General features: G+C 67.9%; 18 protein-coding genes. 11 read left to right on the forward strand and 7 right to left on the reverse strand.

Annotation, left to right across the window (positions count from 1 at the left end):
• Nucleotides 1-62 precede the first annotated feature (62 nt).
• Complete coding sequence (gene bktB / locus ACUDP5_RS21920; RefSeq protein ID WP_175218453.1) at nt 63-1,244, reverse strand: beta-ketothiolase BktB; 1,182 nt, start codon at nt 1,242-1,244, stop codon at nt 63-65.
• Between the two features lie 215 nt (nt 1,245-1,459).
• Between bktB and ACUDP5_RS21925 the strand changes: the two genes are divergently transcribed.
• Complete coding sequence (locus ACUDP5_RS21925; protein ID WP_445657193.1) at nt 1,460-2,611, forward strand: acyl-CoA dehydrogenase family protein; 1,152 nt, start codon at nt 1,460-1,462, stop codon at nt 2,609-2,611.
• A 9-nt stretch (nt 2,612-2,620) separates the two neighbouring features.
• Nucleotides 2,621-3,634 carry an acyl-CoA dehydrogenase family protein gene (locus tag ACUDP5_RS21930; protein ID WP_445657194.1) on the forward strand — a complete coding sequence of 338 codons (1,014 nt, stop codon included), beginning with the start codon at nt 2,621-2,623 and terminating at the stop codon, nt 3,632-3,634.
• Between the two features lie 4 nt (nt 3,635-3,638).
• On the opposite strand, the gene ACUDP5_RS21935 is transcribed toward ACUDP5_RS21930, so the two are convergent.
• A complete protein-coding gene (locus ACUDP5_RS21935) occupies nt 3,639-4,535 on the reverse strand; it encodes a LysR substrate-binding domain-containing protein (RefSeq protein ID WP_263912378.1) in 897 nt (298 codons plus the stop codon).
• Nucleotides 4,536-4,605: 70 nt separating this feature from the next.
• Between ACUDP5_RS21935 and ACUDP5_RS21940 the strand changes: the two genes are divergently transcribed.
• From ACUDP5_RS21940 to ACUDP5_RS21950, 3 genes are all read left to right on the forward strand, one after another.
• Complete coding sequence (locus tag ACUDP5_RS21940) at nt 4,606-5,859, forward strand: CaiB/BaiF CoA transferase family protein (RefSeq protein WP_445657195.1); 1,254 nt, start codon at nt 4,606-4,608, stop codon at nt 5,857-5,859.
• A complete protein-coding gene (locus ACUDP5_RS21945) occupies nt 5,856-6,341 on the forward strand; it encodes a MaoC/PaaZ C-terminal domain-containing protein (RefSeq protein ID WP_263912380.1) in 486 nt (161 codons plus the stop codon). The genes ACUDP5_RS21940 and ACUDP5_RS21945 overlap by 4 nt, the downstream gene beginning before the upstream one ends.
• A 126-nt stretch (nt 6,342-6,467) precedes the next feature.
• Nucleotides 6,468-7,433, forward strand: coding sequence for a Bug family tripartite tricarboxylate transporter substrate binding protein (locus ACUDP5_RS21950; protein ID WP_445657196.1), 966 nt, complete (start codon nt 6,468-6,470; stop codon nt 7,431-7,433).
• A 97-nt stretch (nt 7,434-7,530) separates the two neighbouring features.
• On the opposite strand, the gene ACUDP5_RS21955 is transcribed toward ACUDP5_RS21950, so the two are convergent.
• The 5 genes from ACUDP5_RS21955 to ACUDP5_RS21975 form a co-directional block, all read right to left on the reverse strand.
• On the reverse strand, nt 7,531-7,905 hold the full coding sequence (locus ACUDP5_RS21955) for a tautomerase family protein (RefSeq protein ID WP_263912383.1): 375 nt from the start codon (nt 7,903-7,905) through the stop codon (nt 7,531-7,533).
• Nucleotides 7,906-8,049: 144 nt separating this feature from the next.
• Nucleotides 8,050-9,423, reverse strand: a complete 1,374-nt coding sequence (locus ACUDP5_RS21960) for a quaternary amine ABC transporter ATP-binding protein (RefSeq protein ID WP_263912384.1) — start codon at nt 9,421-9,423, stop codon at nt 8,050-8,052.
• Entirely contained in the window at nt 9,420-10,277 is an 858-nt protein-coding gene (locus tag ACUDP5_RS21965) for an ABC transporter permease (RefSeq protein WP_263912386.1), read from the reverse strand. The genes ACUDP5_RS21960 and ACUDP5_RS21965 overlap by 4 nt, the downstream gene beginning before the upstream one ends.
• Nucleotides 10,278-10,487: 210 nt before the next feature.
• Nucleotides 10,488-11,489: an ABC transporter substrate-binding protein gene (locus ACUDP5_RS21970; RefSeq protein ID WP_263912387.1), complete on the reverse strand. Its 1,002-nt coding sequence runs from the start codon at nt 11,487-11,489 to the stop codon at nt 10,488-10,490.
• A gap of 561 nt (nt 11,490-12,050) precedes the next feature.
• Entirely contained in the window at nt 12,051-13,325 is a 1,275-nt protein-coding gene (locus tag ACUDP5_RS21975; protein WP_445657197.1) for a class I SAM-dependent methyltransferase, read from the reverse strand.
• Between the two features lie 171 nt (nt 13,326-13,496).
• On the opposite strand from ACUDP5_RS21975, the gene ACUDP5_RS21980 reads away from it, so the two are divergent.
• From ACUDP5_RS21980 to ACUDP5_RS22005, 6 genes are all read left to right on the forward strand, one after another.
• Nucleotides 13,497-14,696: a Bcr/CflA family multidrug efflux MFS transporter gene (locus ACUDP5_RS21980; RefSeq protein WP_445657198.1), complete on the forward strand. Its 1,200-nt coding sequence runs from the start codon at nt 13,497-13,499 to the stop codon at nt 14,694-14,696.
• A gap of 325 nt (nt 14,697-15,021) precedes the next feature.
• Complete coding sequence (gene rpmB, locus ACUDP5_RS21985) at nt 15,022-15,258, forward strand: 50S ribosomal protein L28 (RefSeq protein WP_006390601.1); 237 nt, start codon at nt 15,022-15,024, stop codon at nt 15,256-15,258.
• 37 nt (nt 15,259-15,295) lie between these two features.
• Entirely contained in the window at nt 15,296-15,463 is a 168-nt protein-coding gene (rpmG, locus tag ACUDP5_RS21990; protein WP_003810296.1) for a 50S ribosomal protein L33, read from the forward strand.
• 219 nt (nt 15,464-15,682) lie between these two features.
• A complete protein-coding gene (locus ACUDP5_RS21995) occupies nt 15,683-16,906 on the forward strand; it encodes an ABC transporter substrate-binding protein (RefSeq protein ID WP_263912389.1) in 1,224 nt (407 codons plus the stop codon).
• 13 nt (nt 16,907-16,919) lie between these two features.
• Nucleotides 16,920-18,797, forward strand: a complete 1,878-nt coding sequence (locus ACUDP5_RS22000; protein ID WP_263912390.1) for an ABC transporter permease — start codon at nt 16,920-16,922, stop codon at nt 18,795-18,797.
• Nucleotides 18,794-19,552: an ABC transporter ATP-binding protein gene (locus ACUDP5_RS22005; protein WP_445657199.1), complete on the forward strand. Its 759-nt coding sequence runs from the start codon at nt 18,794-18,796 to the stop codon at nt 19,550-19,552. Before ACUDP5_RS22000 ends, ACUDP5_RS22005 begins: the two co-directional genes overlap by 4 nt.

Here is a 19,552-nt window from a genome sequence, read left to right on the forward strand (position 1 = left end):
TCGGTCACGCCCCGGACGGGGCGCCATGCAGGCGGGCGGGGCATGCCCCGCCCGCCGCGCCATCAGATGCGTTCGAAGATCGCCGCGATGCCCTGGCCGCCGCCGATGCACATGGTGACCAGGGCGTAGCGGCCCTGCACCCGTTGCAGCTCGTGCAACGCCTTGACGGTGATGATCGCGCCGGTGGCGCCGATGGGGTGGCCCAGGCCGATGCCGCTGCCGTTGGGGTTGACCTTGGCCGGGTCCAGCTTCAGCTCGCGGCTCACGGCGCAGGCTTGCGCGGCAAAGGCCTCGTTGGCTTCGATGACATCCAGTTGGTCCACCGTCAGGCCGGCGCGCTTGAGCGCGGCCTGCGTGGCCGGCACCGGACCGATACCCATGATGTTGGGGTCCACGCCGGCGTGGGCATAGGCCACCAGGCGCGCCAGCGGCTTGATGCCGCGCTTGGCCGCGACCGATGCGTTCATCAGCACCAGGGCGCCGGCGCCGTCGTTCAGGCCCGAGGCATTGCCGGCCGTGACCGTGCCGTTTTCTTTCTGGAACACCGGCTTCAGGCCGGCCAGGCTATCGGCGGTGACGTCGCGGCGCACGTGCTCATCGGTATCGAACACGACTTCGCCCTTGCGCGTCTTTTGCACCACCGGCACGATCTGGTCGCGGAAATAGCCGGCTTCGATGGCGGCGGCGGCGCGGCGGTGCGATTCGGCGGCCAGCGCATCCTGGTCCTGGCGGCTGATGCCGAACTTGGCGGCCACGTTTTCGGCCGTGACGCCCATGTGCATGCGGCCGAAGGGGTCCGACAGCGCGCCGGTCATCATGTCCTGCATGACGCTGTCGCCCATGCGCGCGCCCCAGCGCTGGGCCGGCGCGATATACGGCGCGCGGCTCATGCTTTCGGCGCCGGCGCCAATGGCGATCTCGGCGTCGCCCAGCAGGATGGTCTGCGCCGCCGACACGATGGCCTGCAGGCCCGAGCCGCACAGGCGGTTGACGTTGAAGGCCGGCGTTTCCTTGGCGATGCCGGCGTTCATGGCGGCCACGCGCGACAGGTACATGTCGCGCGGTTCGGTATTGATGACGTGGCCCACGGCAACGTGGCCGATTTCGTCGCCCGAGACGCCGGCGCGCTCGAGCGCCGCGCGGATGACGGTGGCGCCCAGGTCGCAGGGCGGCACGTCTTTCAGCGCCCCGCCGAAATCGCCGATGGCGGTACGGACGGCGGACGCGACGATGACTTCATTCATGGTGTTTCCTCCTTGTAATGCGTTCCATCATACCCGCGGGGCCGGGGGCCTTGCCGGCCGCGAAGGACGCGCCTGTCGGTTATCGGACTAACCCCCAGCGATAGCCGATTCGTATCGCCGACCCGGAAAAAAATATTGGACACCCGGCGCGGCGCTCGCGGATAGTGGCCTCTCGCCGCGCCTGACCGGCGCCCGCCCGACCCGGACCCCGCCCCATGATCGATACGCTGGACCTGACCGCCATTCCCCCGCAAGACGAAGCGCTGCGCGCCGAGGTGCGCGCCTTCCTGGCCGAGGCCCTGGACGGCCTGGCGCCGGACCAGCGGGCCCGTTCCTGGATGGGGTATGACGCGGGTTTCAGCCGCCAGCTGGCCGAACGCGGCTGGCTGGGCCTGACCCTGCCGCGCGAATACGGCGGCGCCGCGCGGGGCCATTTCGCGCGCTTCGTGCTGTCCGAAGAATTGCTGGGTGCCGGCGCACCGGTATCGGCGCACTGGATCGCCGACCGCCAGAGCGCGCCGCTGATTCTCAAGCTGGGCACGGCGGCGCAGAAAGCCTTCTACCTGCCGCGCATCTGCCGCGCCGAGGCCTTTTTCTGCATCGGCATGAGCGAATCCGGCTCGGGCTCGGACCTGGCCAGCATCCGCTCCCGCGCTGAACCCCTTGCACAAGGCTGGCGCCTGAACGGCAGCAAGATCTGGACCACCAACGCGCACCGCTCGCATTACATGATTGCGCTGGTGCGCACGTCCGGCACGCCCGACGACCGGCACCAGGGGCTATCGCAGGTCATCGTCGACCTGTCGCTGCCCGGCATCACCATCCGCCCCATTCGCGACCTGGCCGGCGACGCGCATTTCTCGGAGGTGTTCTTCGACAACGTGGAACTGCCGCCCGACGCGCTGATCGGCGAGGAAGGCGCGGGCTGGGCCCAGGTCAACGCCGAACTGGCATTCGAACGCAGCGGACCCGAACGCCTGTATTCCAGCATCGCGCTGCTGCAATGCTGGCTGGCGCACTGCCGCGGCGAGGGCAGCACGGAAGGCCCCGACGCCGCGCTGCTGGGGTCCGTGCTGTCGCAGATGGCGGTGCTGCGCGCGATGTCGCTGGCCGTGGCGGGCAAGCTGGCCGCGGGCCTAAGCCCCGCCATCGAAGCCGCGCTGGTGAAAGACCTGGGCACCGAGCTGGAACAGGACATTCCACGCCTCATCGCCGACGCGCTGGGCCGGCGCCCCGACCGACCGCCCCCCGCGCCGCTCGTGCGCACGCTGGCCTACCTGGAGCAGGCCGCGCCCACGTTTTCGCTGCGCGGCGGCACCCGCGAAATCCTGCGCGGCATCATCGCGCGCGGCCTCGGCCTTCGATAAGGACACCTCATGGATTCTCTTTTTGGCGACGCCGCCGAACGCCTTTTCGCCCAGACCAGCACCCCCGACCTGATCCGCCGCGCCGAACAGGGCCAGCCGCCCATCGACGCCTGGCAGGCCTGCGAGGCCGCGGGCTTTGCCGATGCGCTGGTGCCCGAAGCGCAGGGCGGCGCGGGGTTGACGCTGGCCGATGCACTGCCGCTGGCCGCTGCCGCCGGCCGTCACCTGTGCCCCTCCCCCATCGTCGACACGATGCTGGCGCGCGCCTGGCTGGCGCAGGCGGGCGCCGCGCAATCGCGCGGATCGATTGCGCTGGCGCCGCACGGCTGGACCTTGCAAGGCCGCGAAGTCGCCGGAATCCAGGTGCCCTGGGTGCGCAGCGCAGATGCCGTGCTGGCGTATATCGACGGCCAGGCCTGGCTCTTGCCGGTGGCCCAAGCCGCGATCGCTGCCGGCGGCGTGCACGGCAGCCTGGCCGCCCCCGCGCGCTGGTCGCTGGACGACGGCGAGCGCATCGACGCGCCCGCCGCCTTGCCCGCATTGGAAACCCTGGCGGCCACGGCCTGTGCCGGCTTGATCGCCGGCGCCATGGACCGGGTGTTGGCGATGACGCTGGACTACGCCAATACGCGCAGCCAGTTCGGCAAGCCCATCGGCCGCTTCCAGGCCGTGCAGCAGCAGATCAGCGTGATGGCCGAACAGGTCTGGGCGGTGCGCATGGCGGCGCAACTGGCCTTCCAGGGCCGCGCCGGCCTGCCGCAGCCGCTGCTGGCCGCGCTGGGCAAGGCCCGCGCCAGCCAGGCGGTAGCGCCGGTGGCCGACATCGCGCACGCGGTGCACGGCGCCATCGGCATCACCGACGAATGCGACCTGCAGTTGTATACGCGGCGGTTGCGCGAATGGCGCCTCGCGGCAGGCGCCGAATCGTACTGGCACGAGCGTATCGGCGCACAGGCCCTGGCCAGCGACCTGGATGCGCTACCGTTCCTGCGCGAAGCGCTGTTCGACAAGGAAACGGCCTGACGTCTTACGCGCCCTGCCCCAGCATGCTGTCGCGCAACCGCAGCACCGACGCGCACGACGTGCCCCGATGCGTCACCAGCGACAGCGACAACGCGTTGCGCGCCTCCGCATCCGTCAGCGCCACGAACGCCACGTGCGGCGTGGAATAGGCCCGCGTCACCCCCGGCACCAGCGCCAGGCCCATGCCGCTGGCCACCAGGCTGACCAGGGTCTGCACCTGGATCGCCTCCTGGCTGATGCGCGGCGAAAAGCCGGCCTTGCGGCACAACGCCTGCGCCACCCCGTGCAGGCCCGGCACCTTGGCTGGCGAATACATCACGAAGCTCTCGCCGCGCGCACGGGCCAGGTCCACCGGCCCGCCGCTCGCCAACGGATGCCCCGCCGGCACCGCCAGGATCAGGTCGTCGCGCTCGACCACCCAGGACGCCAGCGCCGCGTCCTCTGCCAGAGGGCCGCGCACCAGGCCGGCGTCGATTTCATTGGCGCGCAACATCGCCGCCAACCCTACCGTGCTGTCTTCGCGCAGCTCCAGTTGCAGGTCCGGGTACTGAGCCCGAAACACCGGCAGGCAACGCGGCAGCAGCATGTAGGTGGCCGACCCGACAAAGCCCAGCCGCAGCGTGCCCCATTCGCCCAGCGCCACGCGGCGCGCGGCCTGACGGGCCTGCTCGGTGTGAAACAGCGCGCGGCGCGCGTCGGCCATCAGGGCCTCGCCTGCCGGCGTCAACGTCACACCCTTGGCGCCGCGCACCAGCAGCGGCACGCCCACGGCATGTTCGAGCTTCTGGATCGACACCGACAGCGCGGGTTGCGCAATGTGCAGCGCGTCGGCGGCGCGGCGGTAACTGCCCAGTTCGGCAATGCAGACGAACTGGCGCAACTGCCGTAGATCGATAGCCATAACAGATTCCATATCACGCAATACCGAAGCCATATTAGACGCGTATACGCCACGCCGATAGGATTCCCCCATGACCTCCCCTTCCCCCTCCCTTGCCCACGCCGCCGCGCTGGGCGGCGTGCGCGTGCTGGACCTGACGTCGGTCGTGTTCGGCCCCTACGCCTCGCAAATCCTGGCCGACTACGGCGCCGACGTCATCAAGGTGGAGGCGCCGGGCGGTGACTCCACCCGCCGCACCGGCCCCGCGCAGGAACCCGGTCTGGCCGCCATTTTCCTGGGCCTGAACCGCAACAAGCGCAGCGTGGTGCTGGACCTGAAGCAGGACGCCGCACGCCAGGCGCTGCTGGCGTTGGTGGACCAGGCGGACGTGCTGATGCACAGCATGCGGCCGGCCAAGATGGCCGCGCTGGGCCTGGACCCGGCCACGCTGTGCGCCCGCAATCCGCGGCTGGTGTATGCCGGCCTGTACGGCTTTGGCGCGGGCGGCGCCTACGACGGCCGGCCCGCCTACGACGACATCATCCAGGGCCTGGCAGGCTTTGCCGACCTGGCCGACCGCCAGACCGGCACGCCGCGCTACCTGCCCACGGTGGCCGCCGACAAGACCTGCGGCCTGGTTGCCGCACACGCCATCCTGGCCGCGCTGTTCCAGCGCGAACGCACCGGCCAGGGCCAGCAGCTGGAAGTGCCCATGTTCGAAAGCATGGCCTCCTATGTGCTGGTCGAGCACTACTACGGCCGCCACCTGGCCGATGCGTCCGACGGGCAGGCCGGCTATCCGCGCGTGCTGACGCCCTGGCGCAAGCCTTGCCGCACGGCCGATGGCGACGTCTGCCTCATGCCGTACACCGATGCCCACTGGCGCAACCTCTTTCGGGCCACGGGCCACCCCGACCTGGCTGACGACCCGCGCTTTGCCGATATCACGTCGCGCACCCAACACATCGCCGCCCTATACGAACTGCTCGCCGGCATCGTTGCCGCGCACAGCACCGCCCATTGGCTGGCGCTGTGCGAAAGGCTGGAAATTCCGGCCGCCCCCGTCAACCGCCTGCAAGACCTGGAAAACGATCCGCACCTGCGCAGCGTGGATTTCTTCCAGCCGCTGCAAAGCGAGTCCGGCAGCCACTACCGATTCACCCGCAACCCCGTGCGGCTGCAACGCTCGCAGGTGCCGCCCGCCATGCCGCCACGGCTGGGCGAACACACCCGCGACGTGTTGCGCCAGGCCGGCCTGGACGAAGCCGGCATCGAGGCCCTGCTGCATAGCGGCGCCGCGCAGCAAGCCGACCCCCCACCCGTTTCCCTCAAGGACCCCGCATGACTTCAGACCGCAATGCTCCCGCCCAGCTCGGCCAGGGCTTCTACTGGCAGGACCTGGCCGTCGGCCAACGTTTCCGCACCTTCCGCCGCACCGTCACCGAGACCGACATCGTCAACTTCATCAGCGTCACCGGCATGCTGGAAACGATCTTCATCGACGCCACCTATGCGCACGGCGCCATCCAGGGCCGCCCGGCGCCCGGCGCGCTGACCTATGGCCTGATAGAAGGCCTGATCATGCAGGGCATGGTGCAGGGCACCGGGCTGGCGCTGCTGGAAGTGCACAAGAAGATGCTGGCGCCGGTCGTGGCCGGCGACACCGTCTGGGCCGAGATCGAAGTGACCGGCGTGCGCCCGACCTCGCAGCACAACCGTGCGGTCGTCTCGTCCACCATCGATGTCTATAACCAGCACGGCAAGGCCGTCATGACCTACACCGCCACGCGCATGCTGGCGGGCCGGCCGGATCGGAAGCCGGACTGAAACGCCCATTTTTCCGGCACCCAGCGGACAAGCGCCCCACCCAGAGGGCGCTGCCGCGCTGGGGCCGCGCCACGCGACATCCCGCGGGCAGCGGCCTCATTCCCAGAAAAGCACAAGGAGACAACCATGAAGCACGCATTGCGCGCGACCCTGCTGGCCGCCCTGGCGCTGGCCGGCGCCCCCGCCGCCCAGGCCGCCTGGCCCGAACGTCCCATCACGATGGTGGTGCCCTTCCCGCCCGGCGGGCCCACCGACCTGGTCGCTCGGGTGCTGGCCAAGCAACTGACCGATCAACTGGGCCAGACCGTGGTGGTGGAGAACAAGGGCGGCGCGAACGGCAACATCGGCATGCAGTACGCAGCCGCCGCCAAGCCCGACGGCTATACGGTGCTGTACAACACCTCGTCGATCGCACTCAGTCCCAACCTGTACCGCTCGCTGGCGTTCGATCCGGTCAAGGATTTCACGCCGGTTTCGTCCACCGCCGTGATTCCCCTGGTGCTGCTGGTGCATCCGTCGGTGCCCGCCAAGGATGCGCAAGGCTTCGTGGACTATGCGCGCCAGCATCCGGGCAAGCTGTCCTATGGATCGGCGGGCGCGGGCAACGTCACGCACCTGGGCGCCCTGCTGCTCTTGCGTTCGCTGCAGATCGACGCCGTACACGTGCCGTACCGTGGCAGCGCGCCGGCCATGACGGATCTGGTCGGCGGCCAGGTGCAGTTGATGACCAATACGTTGAATGATTCGCTGGGCTTCATCCGCGAAGGCAAGCTGCGGGCGCTTGCCGTCACCAGCCGTGCGCGCAGCGAGCAACTGCCCGACGTGCCCACAGTGGCGGAAACGGTGGCGCCCGGGTTCGAGATGGGGGCCTGGCAAGGCGTGGTGGTGCCCGCCGGCACGCCGGACGCGGTGGTGCAGAAACTGAATGCCGAAATCCGCCGCGCGTTGCAGTCGGAACAGATGCAGAAGCAGTTGAAGGTCCAGGGCGCGCAGGCCCTGGGATCGACGCCGCAGGAATACGGCGCCTACATCAAGAGCGAGATCCAGCGCTGGGGCGCCGTCATCAAGGACGCCGGCGTCAAGCTGGATTGAAGCGCTGGGCAATGGCGGGCGATCGGGCTGGGCGCAGACGCCCGGCAAGATACCGCCGCGCCGGCGCCGGGGCCTGCCCGGACCGGCGCCCTGGGCCTCAGCGGCCGGCGGCCTTGGCGCTCAGGCCGTTGGCCACGCCCATGTCGGTCTTGGGCACGTCGCGGATCAGCACGCGCACGTCTTCGCCCGAAATGCCGATGCTGTCGCACACGGCCTGGTTCAGCGCCGCGATCAGGGCCGCTTTCTTGGCCTCGTCGCGGCCTTCGATCAGGGCGGCGTCCACGCGGGCCATGGCCTTGCCGATCTCGCCGGCCACGATGACGTGTTCGGCCGGCACTTCCTGCAAGACGATGCGCACGCTGGCCAGCGGCGCGGCAATGCTTTCCACCACCGCCTGCGAGGCCGCCTTCAGCAAGGCGGTCTTCTGGGCGGCCGAGTGGCCCTGCATGATCTGGACATTCAAGATAGGCATGACGGGTTCCGATATTCCGAATAGGGACGAACCGGCGATCCGTGCCGGCCAGCCATCATATCCGGAGCCAGCGCCAGGGCAAGCCCTGGCGCGCGGCAAGCGGCCGCCGGTTCGCCGGCCGCCGGATCGCCGGCCGCCACGCCGTCAGGCGGCTTCGCCCCGCTTGGCCGGCTGGGGCTGGCCTTCCAGCTCAGCCTGCGCAGGTGTGCCGTCGGCCGCCGGCGCACTGTTGGCCGCGCCATCGGTTGCCACGGGCTGGCCCGACGCCGGTTCGCCCGCCGCGGGTTGACCCGTGCCACTGGCTTGCGCCGCGTCACCCGCCGCGGCCTCGGTGGACGATTCCGCCAGCGCCGGCGTCACCAGTTCCACCACCTTCTTGCGCGACAGCATGCCCAGGAACTCGTCGTTCTCGCCCGTCACGGCCACCGGCTGGTCGCTGTGCACCAGTTGCGCCAGCACCTCGCCCAGGCCAGCCGTGGCCGGCACCGACGCCAGGTCCTCGACAAAGCGCGACACGTCGCGCCCGCCTTCGCGCACCGCCTGCTCGGCCGCCACCAGCGTCAGCACGCCGGCCAGGCGCTTGCCGTCCAGCACCGGCGCATACTCGTAGTTCAGCGCCCGCATGCGGTCCACGGCATGCGCGGGACGCGAACGCATGGTCAGCGTCAGGCGCGCGGGGTTCACGGCGTGGGTTGCGTTCAGCACCTTGGTGCGGTTCACGTCCTGCAGGAACGACTGCACGTAATCGTTGGCCGGGTTCAGCAGAATGTCTTCCGGCGTGCCTTCCTGCACCAGTTCGCCGTCTTTCAAGATGGCGATGCGGTTGCCCAGGCGCAGGGCTTCGTCCAGGTCATGCGTGATGAAGACGATGGTCTTGTTCAGCTTGGATTGCAGCTGCAGCAGCTGGTCCTGCATCTCGCGGCGGATCAGCGGGTCCAGCGCCGAGAAGGCTTCGTCCATCAGCAGGATTTCGGCATCGGTGGCCAGCGCGCGCGCCAGGCCCACGCGCTGCTGCATGCCGCCCGACAACTGGTGCGGATACTGCTGCTCGAAGCCCGACAGGCCCACCTGGTCCAGCCATTCGCGAGCGCGCTTTTCGCGTTCGGCGCGGCCCACGCCCTGCACGGTCAGGCCGTACGCGGCGTTGTCCAGCACGGTGCGGTGCGGGAACAGGCCGAAGCGCTGGAACACCATGCTCATCTTCTTCTGGCGGAAGGTTTCCAGGTCGCGCTTGTTCAGGCTCACCACATCCACGCCATCCACCAGGATGTGGCCCGCGCTGGGCTCGATCAGGCGATTGAAGTGGCGGATCAGCGTCGACTTGCCCGAGCCCGACAGGCCCATGATGACGTAGATGCTGCCTTCGTCGATCGACAGGCTGATGTCGCGCAGGCCCAGCGTGTGGCCGCTTTCGGCCAGCAGCGCTTCCTTGGTCATGCCGTCCTGGGCGGCCTTCAGCCACTTCTTCGGATGCGGTCCAAAAATCTTGTAGATGTTCTTGACTTCGATCTTGCTCATCGCTGGCCTCCCATGCGCATGCGCTGTCCATACGATTGCGTGATCCGGTCGAACAGCACGGCCAGCACCACGATGCCCAGTCCGGCCAGCAGGCCGCGGCCCACCTCCAGACGGTTGATACCCAGCAAGACTTCATAGCCCAGGCCGCGCGCGCCGATCATCGACGCGATCACCACCATCGACAGCGCCATCATCGTGGTCTGGTTGATGCCAGCCATGATGTTGGGCAGGGCCAGCGGCAGTTGCACGCCGAACAGTTGCTGGCGCGGATTGGCGCCGAAGGCGCGCGAGGCTTCCAGCACTTCGCGGTCGACCAGGCGGATGCCCAGGTCGGTCAGGCGGATCAGCGGCGGCACGGCGTAGATCACGGTGGCGATGATGGCGGGGATCTTGCCCAGGCCGAACAGCATCACCACGGGGATCAGATACACGAAACTGGGCATGGTCTGCATCACGTCCAGCACCGGCAGCATGATCGAACGCAGCCAGTTCACGCGGGCCATCAGCACGCCCAGCGGAATGCCGATGATGACCGACAGGCCGGCCGCCATGATCATCAGCGCCAGCGTCTGCATGCCGGCGTCCCACAGGCCCAGCACGCCGATGACGCACAGCAGCGCGCCCATGGCCAGGCTCAGCACGATGCGGCGGCTGACCAGCCAGGCGATGACGACGGTGACGGCCACGACGGCCCACCAGGGCGAGCTGCGCAGCAGCTGCTCCAGCCAGACCAGCGCGTGCAGCACAGGCTGCGACAGCGTTTCCAGCGTGTCGGCGTAGTTGGTCACCAGGTGATCGACGAAACCGTCGATGGCTCCCCGCACTTGGCGGGCAGGAATAATTTCAGGAAACATGCTTTCGACTCCATTTCAGCGCGTACGCCGCGAAGGCGTGCCGCTGGCGCAAGAGAAAATGCTCTTGCGCATTGCCCGCGCATGCGGGCCCTGTGCCGGCCGAGGGGCTTTTTCCCCTTGGGGGCATCCCAAGGGGAAAAAGTCCAACTGGCGGCGCGCCCGGGCGGAGGATGCCCGGGCGGCTGCGCCGCCAAGGATGGCGGCGGGCGGTTACAGCGCGCTTTGGACGCGCCCGGCGACGTCAGCCGGAACCCACTTGGTCCAGACGTCGGGCTTGGTCTTCAGGAACCACTTGGCCACGGCGGCGGATTCGTCACCGGACTCTTCCATGTGGGCCAGGGTTTCGTTCATCACGGGCAGCGGCACCGAGACCTTGGACAGGAATTCGGTCAGCACCGGCGCTTCCTGCGAGAACTTGGTGTTCACGGCCGTGAAGACGGGGTTGTCGGGATAGGCGCTGGCCTCGGGCTTGGCGCACTTGGGCGACGTCAGGCACTTGTGCTTTTCTGCGTCGTAGGGCGGCATGTCCAGCTTGACCAGGTCCATGGCGCCGACCAGCGGCGTGGGCGACCAGTAATAGAACACCACGTTCTGCTTGCGCTTGTAGGCCGACATCAGGGCCGCCTTCTGCGCCGCGCCCGTGCCGGGCGAGTACAGCGTGTAGGTGTCGTCCAGCTTCAGCGCATGGAACAGGTTGGTGCTGGTGACTTCGCAGCCCCAGCCCGCCGGGCAGCCGTAGAAGCGGCCCTTGCCGGGTTCTTCGGGGTCCTTGAACTTGTCCTTGAACTTGGGCAGGTCGGCCGCGGACTTCAGCTCGGGCAGGCGCTCGGCCGTGTAGCGGGGGATGTACCAGGCCTCGCCGCCCATGTAGAGGTCGCCGATCCGCTTGACGCGGCCGGTCTTTTCAGCGCGCTCCCAGGGGTCGGCCACGCTGTTCAGCCAGATCTCGGTATTGATATCCAGGTCGCCGCGCTCGAGCGCGGCCAGGGCGGGCAAGGTCTCGGTGGGCAGGGTTTCGGTTTTGCAGCCGTAGCCCTTTTCCATGATGAAACGCTCAACGTCGACCAGGACCAGGTTGGATTCCCAGTTCATGGCGCCGAAGTTGATCGGACGCTTGAGTTCGCATTGCGGGGCATCGGCGGCTTGGGCCGTGCCAGCAAAGGCGAGCAAGACGGCCGCGGCGGCCAGGGTCTTGACGGGGGTGAAACGCATTGGCTTTTGCCTCCATAGGTTCAGGGACACGGCGGCGCGAAAACCAGCCGTGCCATGGAGCTAAGGGGGTTGTGCGGAAGACGGGCAGAACCGCCAATACAAACCGACACTAGCAACAAGAGGATCCACAGGGTGCGGACTCTTGCAAGACAGGAGTCTCAAAAACTAAGTTTTCGAGAACCCACAGAAAGTGAACAAACTGAAAGAAGAAGGCAGCATCTTAAACGAAATTGCCGCATTACCCAACCCCAAGCCTGAATGAAACAGATACATTCCGGCCAAAAAACGTGCGGGACAACCCCGATTCCCAAGGGGTGATTCCTCGTTTTTCCCTAGGAAATCGTCCTACAAAAATAACGATACATTTAGTTAATCTTTTGTTCGTATAAATACATTTGAAGAGCAAAACCGGACCCGAATCGGACCCGAATCGGCGCAAAAAAAGGCTTGATTCAGCCCGTGTTCAGAATCAAACCGCCCCGCAAACAAGAACGGATTCGATCCCGGACAGGATCGAATCCGCTCAAAACCCGCACCGCCGCACGCCCGGGCGCCAGGCGTTCAGCTCCCCTGCCCGCCCTCGGTCCGGTACATGTAATCGCGCCGCCAGGGGTAGGCCAGGTCAGGCGGGTTGTCCAGTTCGTCCGCCCGCCCGCCGGCCGGCGGATGGCCCAATATCTGGTGCAGCGCAATCCACCCATGCTCGAACGCCATGGCGCAGCCGGCCAGGTACAGGCGGTAGGCGCGCAGCGAGCGCGCGCCCTGCTCACCGCTCAAGATCTGCGCGGCCTCGGGCAGGCGCGCTTCCAGTGCGTCGCTCCAGGCCCACAGCGTGCGGGCGTAGTGCGGCCGCAGGTTTTCCACGTCCACCTCTTCCAGGCCGCCGTTGGTCATGGCTTCCATGACCACGCTGATGTGCGTCAGCTCGCCGCCCGGGAAGATGTACTTTTCGATGAACTCGCCCATGCCGTTGCCCAGCTCGGCGTTGTAGACGCCGGCCGCGGTGATGCCGTGGTTCATGATCAGCCCTCCCGGCTTGAGCAGGCGGCGCAGCTTGGCGAAATAGCTTTCCAGCTGGGCCCGGCCGACGTGCTCGAACATGCCCACCGAGGCGATCTTGTCGTAGGGCGTGGCCTCGTCCAGCTTGCGGTAGTCCAGCAGCTCCATCCGCACCCGGCCCGACAGGCCTTTTTCCTGGATCAGCTTGCTGACGTGCGCGTGCTGGTTGCGCGACAGCGTGATGCCCGTGGCGTCCACCCCGTAGTGCTCGGCCGCCCACAGCAGCAGGCCGCCCCAGCCGGCGCCCACATCCAGGAAGCGCTCGCCCGGCTGCAGGCGCAGTTTGCGGCAGATGTGGTCGAGCTTGGCCTCTTGCGCCTGGGCCAGGTTCATGTCCGCCGTGCGGTAGTAGGCGCAGGAATAGACCCGGCGCGGGTCCAGCCACAAAGCGTAGAAATCGTCGGAAAGATCGTAGTGAAACTCGATCTGGCGCGCGTCGCGCTCGACCGAATGGCGCCACACCGACATCACCTTGCGCACCAGCTCGGTCAGCCAGCCGCCGCGTGCCGCATCCACCGGCGACCCCGGCAGCATCGCCGACGCCGCCGCCATCACGTCGCGCATCGAGCCTTCGATATCGATGCGGCCCTCGACGTAATCCTGCCCCAGCACGCCGACCGCGCCTTCGGCCAGGTGGGCCAGCGCCGTCTTGTCATGCGTGACGAAGCGAACCCGCGGGTCCGGCGGCCCCACGACGGTGCCGTCGGGCAGCACGAGCTGGACGGTCACGGGCAAGGCCTGGAGCTTGCGTTCCACAACAGACAACAAAGGACTCACAGCATCTCCTCTGAAATACGTACGGACACGCCAGACTGTATCGGAAATCTATTGCCATTTGCGTGTAAGGTGCCCCGTGATACAGTCATCGGCTCGGTGCAAATCGCGCAATAAAGCGCGACGCGCCCTGTGCCTCGCGCCGTGTTCCCCGCGCGATCCTTCGCGATCCACATGCCCCCAACACTCTCATCCCGCGGCTCCCTGCCGGGCTGGCTCATTCTCATGGGCGCCCTGACGGCAATCGGCCCCTTCGCCATCGACATGTACCTGCCCGCGTTCCCCACGATCGCGGCAAACCTGGGCGTGCCGCGCGGCGACGTCGAACGCACGCTGGCCGCCTACCTGATCGGCCTGGCCATGGCACAGGTCTTCTACGGCCCGATGGCTGACCGCTTTGGCCGCAAGCCGCCGCTGATGGTGGGGCTGGCGCTGTTCATGATTGCGTCGCTGGGCTGCGCGCTGGCGGGCTCGGTCGAGGCGCTGACCGGCTGGCGGGTGGTGCAGGCGATGGGCGGTGCGGCCGGCATCGTCATCCCGCGCGCGGTCATCCGCGACCACTACGAAACCCACGAGGCGGCGCGCGCGATGTCGCTGCTGATGCTGATCATGGGCCTGGCCCCCATCCTGGCGCCGCTGGCCGGCGGGCAGTTGCTGGCCATCACCAGCTGGCGCAGCCTGTTCTGGGTGATGCTGGCCGGCGGCGCCATGCTGATGGCCGCCGTCGTCCTCATCATGAAAGAATCGCTGGCGCCCGAACGCGTGGTGCCGCTGCGCTGGCAGACCATCCTGCAGAACTACCGGGCGCTGTTCGCCCACCGCGGCTTCATGTCGCACAGCCTGGCCGGCGGCTTCGGCCAGGCCGGCATGTTCGCCTACATCATCGGTTCGCCGCGGGTGTTCATCGAGCTCTACGGCGTCGACCCCAAATACTATGGCCTGCTGTTCGGCACCAATGCCCTGTCGCTCATCATCTGCTCGCAGATCAGCGCGCGCCTGTTGCGCACCCACACGCCGCGCCAATTGCAACGCCGCGCCCTGACCACGCTGGCCGCGGCCAGCCTGGCCGCGGTCGGGCTGACCCTGGTCGGCTGGATGACGCTGCCGCTGCTGATGGCCTGCCTGATCTGCTATATGGGCAGCCAGGGCTTCGTCAATCCCAATTCGGCGGCGCTGGCGCTGTCGGACCAGGGCAAGCGCCTGGGCGCCGCGTCGGCGCTATTGGGGACGCTTCAACTGTCCTGCGGCGCCCTGGCCGGTTTTGCCGTCAGCGCCTGGCAGACCGATAGCGCGCTGCCCCTGACGACCACCCTGGCGACCTGCGCCTGCCTGTCCTGGATCTCGGGCCGCGTGGCGCAATCGCACACCGCCTAGCCCTATCGCTTGATTTGTCTGGCTTTTTCGTATTAGAATCTACGTCTTCACATGAAGTTTCCCGTGCTGGACTACTATGCTTTGTAGTTCAACACTCTGACCCCCAAACCGCGCATGTTGTGCAGGCGGATGGCAGGCAGCGGGTATAAGCACTGGGCGGAATCCCAGGCAGCGGGCGAAATCCCGGTTGTTCCAGATTCCCCCTCATCCACTAAGACTGGGTGGCCGGCAGAATGCTGCAGCATGCAGCGTCCACAGCCCGGCGGCTGAAACCCTGTCTACTCCCCCGGCGATGCGCGCAAGAACGACATAAAGAGGTGCATCCATGGCACGCGTATGCCAAGTGACCGGCAAAGGCCCGATGGTGGGCAACAATGTTTCGCACGCGAACAACAAGACCAAGCGTCGCTTCCTGCCCAACCTGCAATCGCGCCGGTTCTGGGTTGAAAGCGAAAACCGCTGGGTGCGCCTGCGCGTCTCGGCCAAGGCCATTCGCACGATCGACAAGAACGGCATCGACGCCGTGCTGGCCGACATGCGTGCCCGCGGCGAACTGGCCTAATCGGCCCCCCGCCAATCTGACATACTAGGAGCACGACATGGCCAAAGGTATCCGCGAAAAGATCAAGCTCGAGTCGACTGCCGGCACGGGTCATTTCTACACGACCACCAAGAACAAGCGCAACATGCCCGAGAAGATGCTGATCAAGAAATTTGATCCGGTCGCTCGCAAGCACGTGGACTACAAGGAAACCAAGCTGAAGTAATTCAGCCGGTATTCCGCGAGTCGAAAAGGCCCTGCATCGCAGGGCCTTTTTCATTGGCACCTGGCGCGGCGTCCCCTAGGCGTTTTTCCCAGGATGGCCCGTTTTCCTTGGCGAGCGGCGTCGCCCATGCTTCAATTGGGCCGAAACCGACCCCGCGCCGGCCATCGTCACCCTGCCCGGCGCGGCTTCATTCAAGCCCTCCAGCCTGCGATACCCGCCATGCTCCGTCCCTGCCTGACCCTGCTGCGCCGCGCGCTCGCCCCCGCGCTCCTGGCCCTGGCGCTGACTCCGGTCGCGTCCGCCAAAGACTCGGAACCGCCGATCCGCATCGGCGAGATCAACAGCTACAAGGCCATCCCCGCTTTCCTGGGCCCCTATAAAAAGGGCTGGCAACTGGCGCTGGAAGAGGTCAACGCGGCGGGCGGCGTGCTGGGCCGCAAGCTGGAAGTGATCTCGCGCGACGACAACGGCAACCCCGGCGACTCGGTGCGCGCCGCCCAGGAACTGCTGGCGCGCGAAAAGGTGGACCTGCTGTTCGGCGGCTTCCTGTCCAATACCGGCCTGGCCCTGACCGACTTCGCCAAGCAGCAACAGGTGTTCTTCCTGGCCGCCGAACCGCTGACGGACAAGATCACCTGGCAGGAAGGCAACCGCTATACCTACCGCCTGCGGCCATCCACCTGGATGCACGTGGCCGCCCTGGCGCCCAAGGCGCTGGCGCTGCGCAAGAAGCGCTGGGCCATCGTCTACCCCAACTACGAATACGGGCAGTCCGCCGTGGCCACCTTCAAGGCCATGATGAAGTCGTTCCAGTCCGACGTCGAATTCGTGGCCGAACAGGCCGTGCCGCTGGGCAAGGTGGACGCGGGCGCCGTGGTGCAGGCGCTGGCGGACGCCAAGCCGGACGCGATCTTCAACGTGCTGTTCGCCGCCGACCTGACGCGCTTCGTGCGCGAAGGCAACACCCGCGGCCTGTTCGAGAACCGTGCCGTGGTGTCGGTGCTGTCCGGCGAACCGGAATACCTGGAACCGCTGGGCGCCGACACGCCCACCGGCTGGATCGTCACCGGCTACCCCTGGTACGCCATCGACACCCCCGCCAACAATGCCTTCGTCGAGGCCTACCGCAAGCGCTACAACGAAACGCCCAAGGTCGGTTCGGTGGTGGGCTACGCCTCGCTCATGTCGATCGCCCAGGGCTTGAAAGCCGCGGGCCAGGTCGACACCGAAAAACTGGTCGACGCCTTCGCCGGCCTGAAAGTGGATACCCCCTACGGCCCCATCCAGTACCGCAAGATCGACCACCAGTCGACCATGGGCGTGTACGTCGGCGTCACCGCCGTGGAAGACGGCAAGGGCATCATGAAGGACTTCGCCTACATCGACGGCGCCCGCCTGCAGCCGCAGGACGAGCAGGTGCGCAAGATGCGCCCGGCCCACTGACGCGCCGGCCCCGATGAGCCTGTCCGGGCTGCTGTCGCAGCTGCTCAACGGCCTGGCCGACGCCAGCGCGCTGTTCCTGGTGGCCGCCGGCCTGTCGCTGATCTTCGGCGTCACGCGGGTGGTGAACTTCGCGCACGGCTCGTTCTACATGCTGGGCGTGTACCTGGCGTGGACCTTCACCCGCTATTTCGGCGACGGCCCGGGCTACTGGGCCGGGCTGCTGCTGGCAGCGCTGGCCACCGGCCTGGTCGGGGCGGCCGCCGAGCTGCTGGTGCTCAAGCGCCTGTACCGCGCCCCCGAACTGTTCCAGTTGCTCGCGACCTTTGCCCTGGTGCTGGTCATCGGCGACGCCGCGCTGGCGCTGTGGGGCCCCGAAGACCTGTTCTCGGCGCGCGCGCCGGGCCTGTCGGGCGCCGTCGACATCCTGGGCCGCCGCTTTCCCCAATACGATTTGCTGCTGATCGCCGCCGGCCCCGTGGTGCTGGGCCTGCTGTGGCTGCTGCTCATGCGCACCCGCTGGGGCCGTTTGCTGCGCGCCGCCTCGGAAAATCGCGACATGCTGGCCGCGCTGGGCGTCAACCAGGCCTGGCTGTTCACCTCCGCCTTCACGCTGGGCGCCTTCCTGGCCGGCCTGGGCGGCGCGCTGGCCGCGCCGCGCGTGCCCGCCACGCTGGGGCTGGACCTGGAGATCATCGCCAGCGCCTTCGTGGTCGTGGTGGTGGGCGGCCTGGGCTCGATTCCCGGCGCCTTCCTGGCAGCGCTGCTGATCTGCTGCGTCAAGGCGGTGTTCGTCTTCATCGGCCAGGTGCAGTTCGGACCGTGGGCCTTCAATCTGTCCAAACTGACCCTGCTGGCCGAATTCGCCGTCATGGCGGTGGTGCTGGTGGCGCGGCCCTGGGGCCTGCTGGGCAAGCCGCCCGCACCGTCGTCGCAGGCCCCCTCCGCCGAACCGCCCATCGTCCCCGCCGGCCGCCGCGTGCGCCTGGCCTATGGCGCGCTGCTGGCGCTATTGGTGCTGGCGCCGCTGGCGGCGGCGCAGTGGCCGTACCTGGGCATCCTGCTGACCGAAGTGCTGATCGCCGCCCTGTTTGCCGCCAGCCTGCATTTCCTGACCGGACTGGCCGGCATGACCACGTTCGGCCACGCCGCGTGGTTCGGCCTGGGCGCCTATGGCGCCGCATTGCTGCTGAAAATGGCGGCGCTGCCGATGGAGGCCGCGCTGCTGCTGGGCCCTTTTGCTGCCGTGCTGGGCGCGTTGCTGTTCGGCTGGTTCTGCGTGCGCCTGTCGGGCGTGTACCTGGCCATGCTGACCCTGGCGGTGGCGCAGATTCTCTGGGCCACGGCCTACCAATGGGACGACGTGACGGGCGGCAGCAACGGCCTGATCGGCCTGTGGCCCTCACGCTGGCTGACGCAGGGGCCGGGCTTCTATTACGTGACGCTGGCGCTGTGCGTGCTGGGCGTCTGGTGGCTGCGGCGGCTGGCGTTTGCGCCGCTGGGCTACGCCCTGCGCGGTGTCCGTGATTCGGCCTTGCGGGCCGAGGCGCTGGGGATGGATACGCGCCGCATCCAATGGGCAGGCTTTGTCGCGGCCTCGCTGGCGGCGGGGCTGGCGGGCTCGCTGTATGCGTTCTCGAAAGGCAGCATCGCCCCCGATGCGCTCAGCGTCAGCCGCTCGGTCGACGGCCTGGTGATGGTGCTGCTGGGCGGCTTGCAGACGCTGGCCGGCCCGCTGGTCGGCGCGGCGGCCTACACCTGGCTGCAGGACACCGCGGCCCGCAGCACCGAATACTGGCACGCGGTGCTGGGCCTGGCCATCCTGGCGCTGGTCATGCTCTTTCCCGAGGGCCTGGCCGGCGCGGCCCGGCGCCTGCGCCGGAGGCACGCATGAGCGGTCCCTTGCTGCAAGTACGCAAGCTGCGCAAGTCGTTCGGCGGCATCGACGCGCTGGCCGATGTCTCGTTCGACCTCGACGCCGGCCAGATGCTGGCGCTGATCGGCCCGAACGGCGCCGGCAAGTCCACCTGCTTCAATGCGCTGGGTGGCCAACTGCGCCCCGATGCCGGGTCCGTGCGGCTGGATGGCCAGGAGCTGGTGGGCCTGGCGGCCGGCCGGATCTGCCGGCTGGGCGTGGGCCGCACGTTTCAGACCGCCGCCACCTTTCGCTCGATGACGGTGCTGGAAAACGTGCAGACCGCGCTGCTGTCGCGCGACCGCCTGCTGTTTCGGCCCTGGCGCCGCGCCGCCGCGCACGCCGTCGACGAAGCCCGCGCCTTGCTGGCGCAGGTGCAGATGGCCGACCAGGCTGCCACGCCCTGCGGCGTACTGGCTTATGGCGAGGTCAAGCGGGTGGAACTGGCCATGGCGCTGGCACACCGCCCGCGCCTGCTGCTGATGGACGAACCCACCGCCGGCATGGCCACCAACGAGCGCCACGCGCTGATGCGCCTGACGCGTGAACTGGCCGATACGCAGCGCATGGCGGTGCTGTTCACCGAGCACAGCCTGGACGTCGTCTTCAAGCATGCCGACCGCATCGCAGTGCTGGTGCGCGGCAGCCTGCTGGCCGACGGCCCCCCTGACGCCATCGCCGCCGACGAACGGGTCAAGGCCGCCTACCTGGGCACCGAAACGCCGCGGGCCTGA

The organism is Achromobacter sp. NCFB-sbj8-Ac1-l (assembly GCF_052695805.1).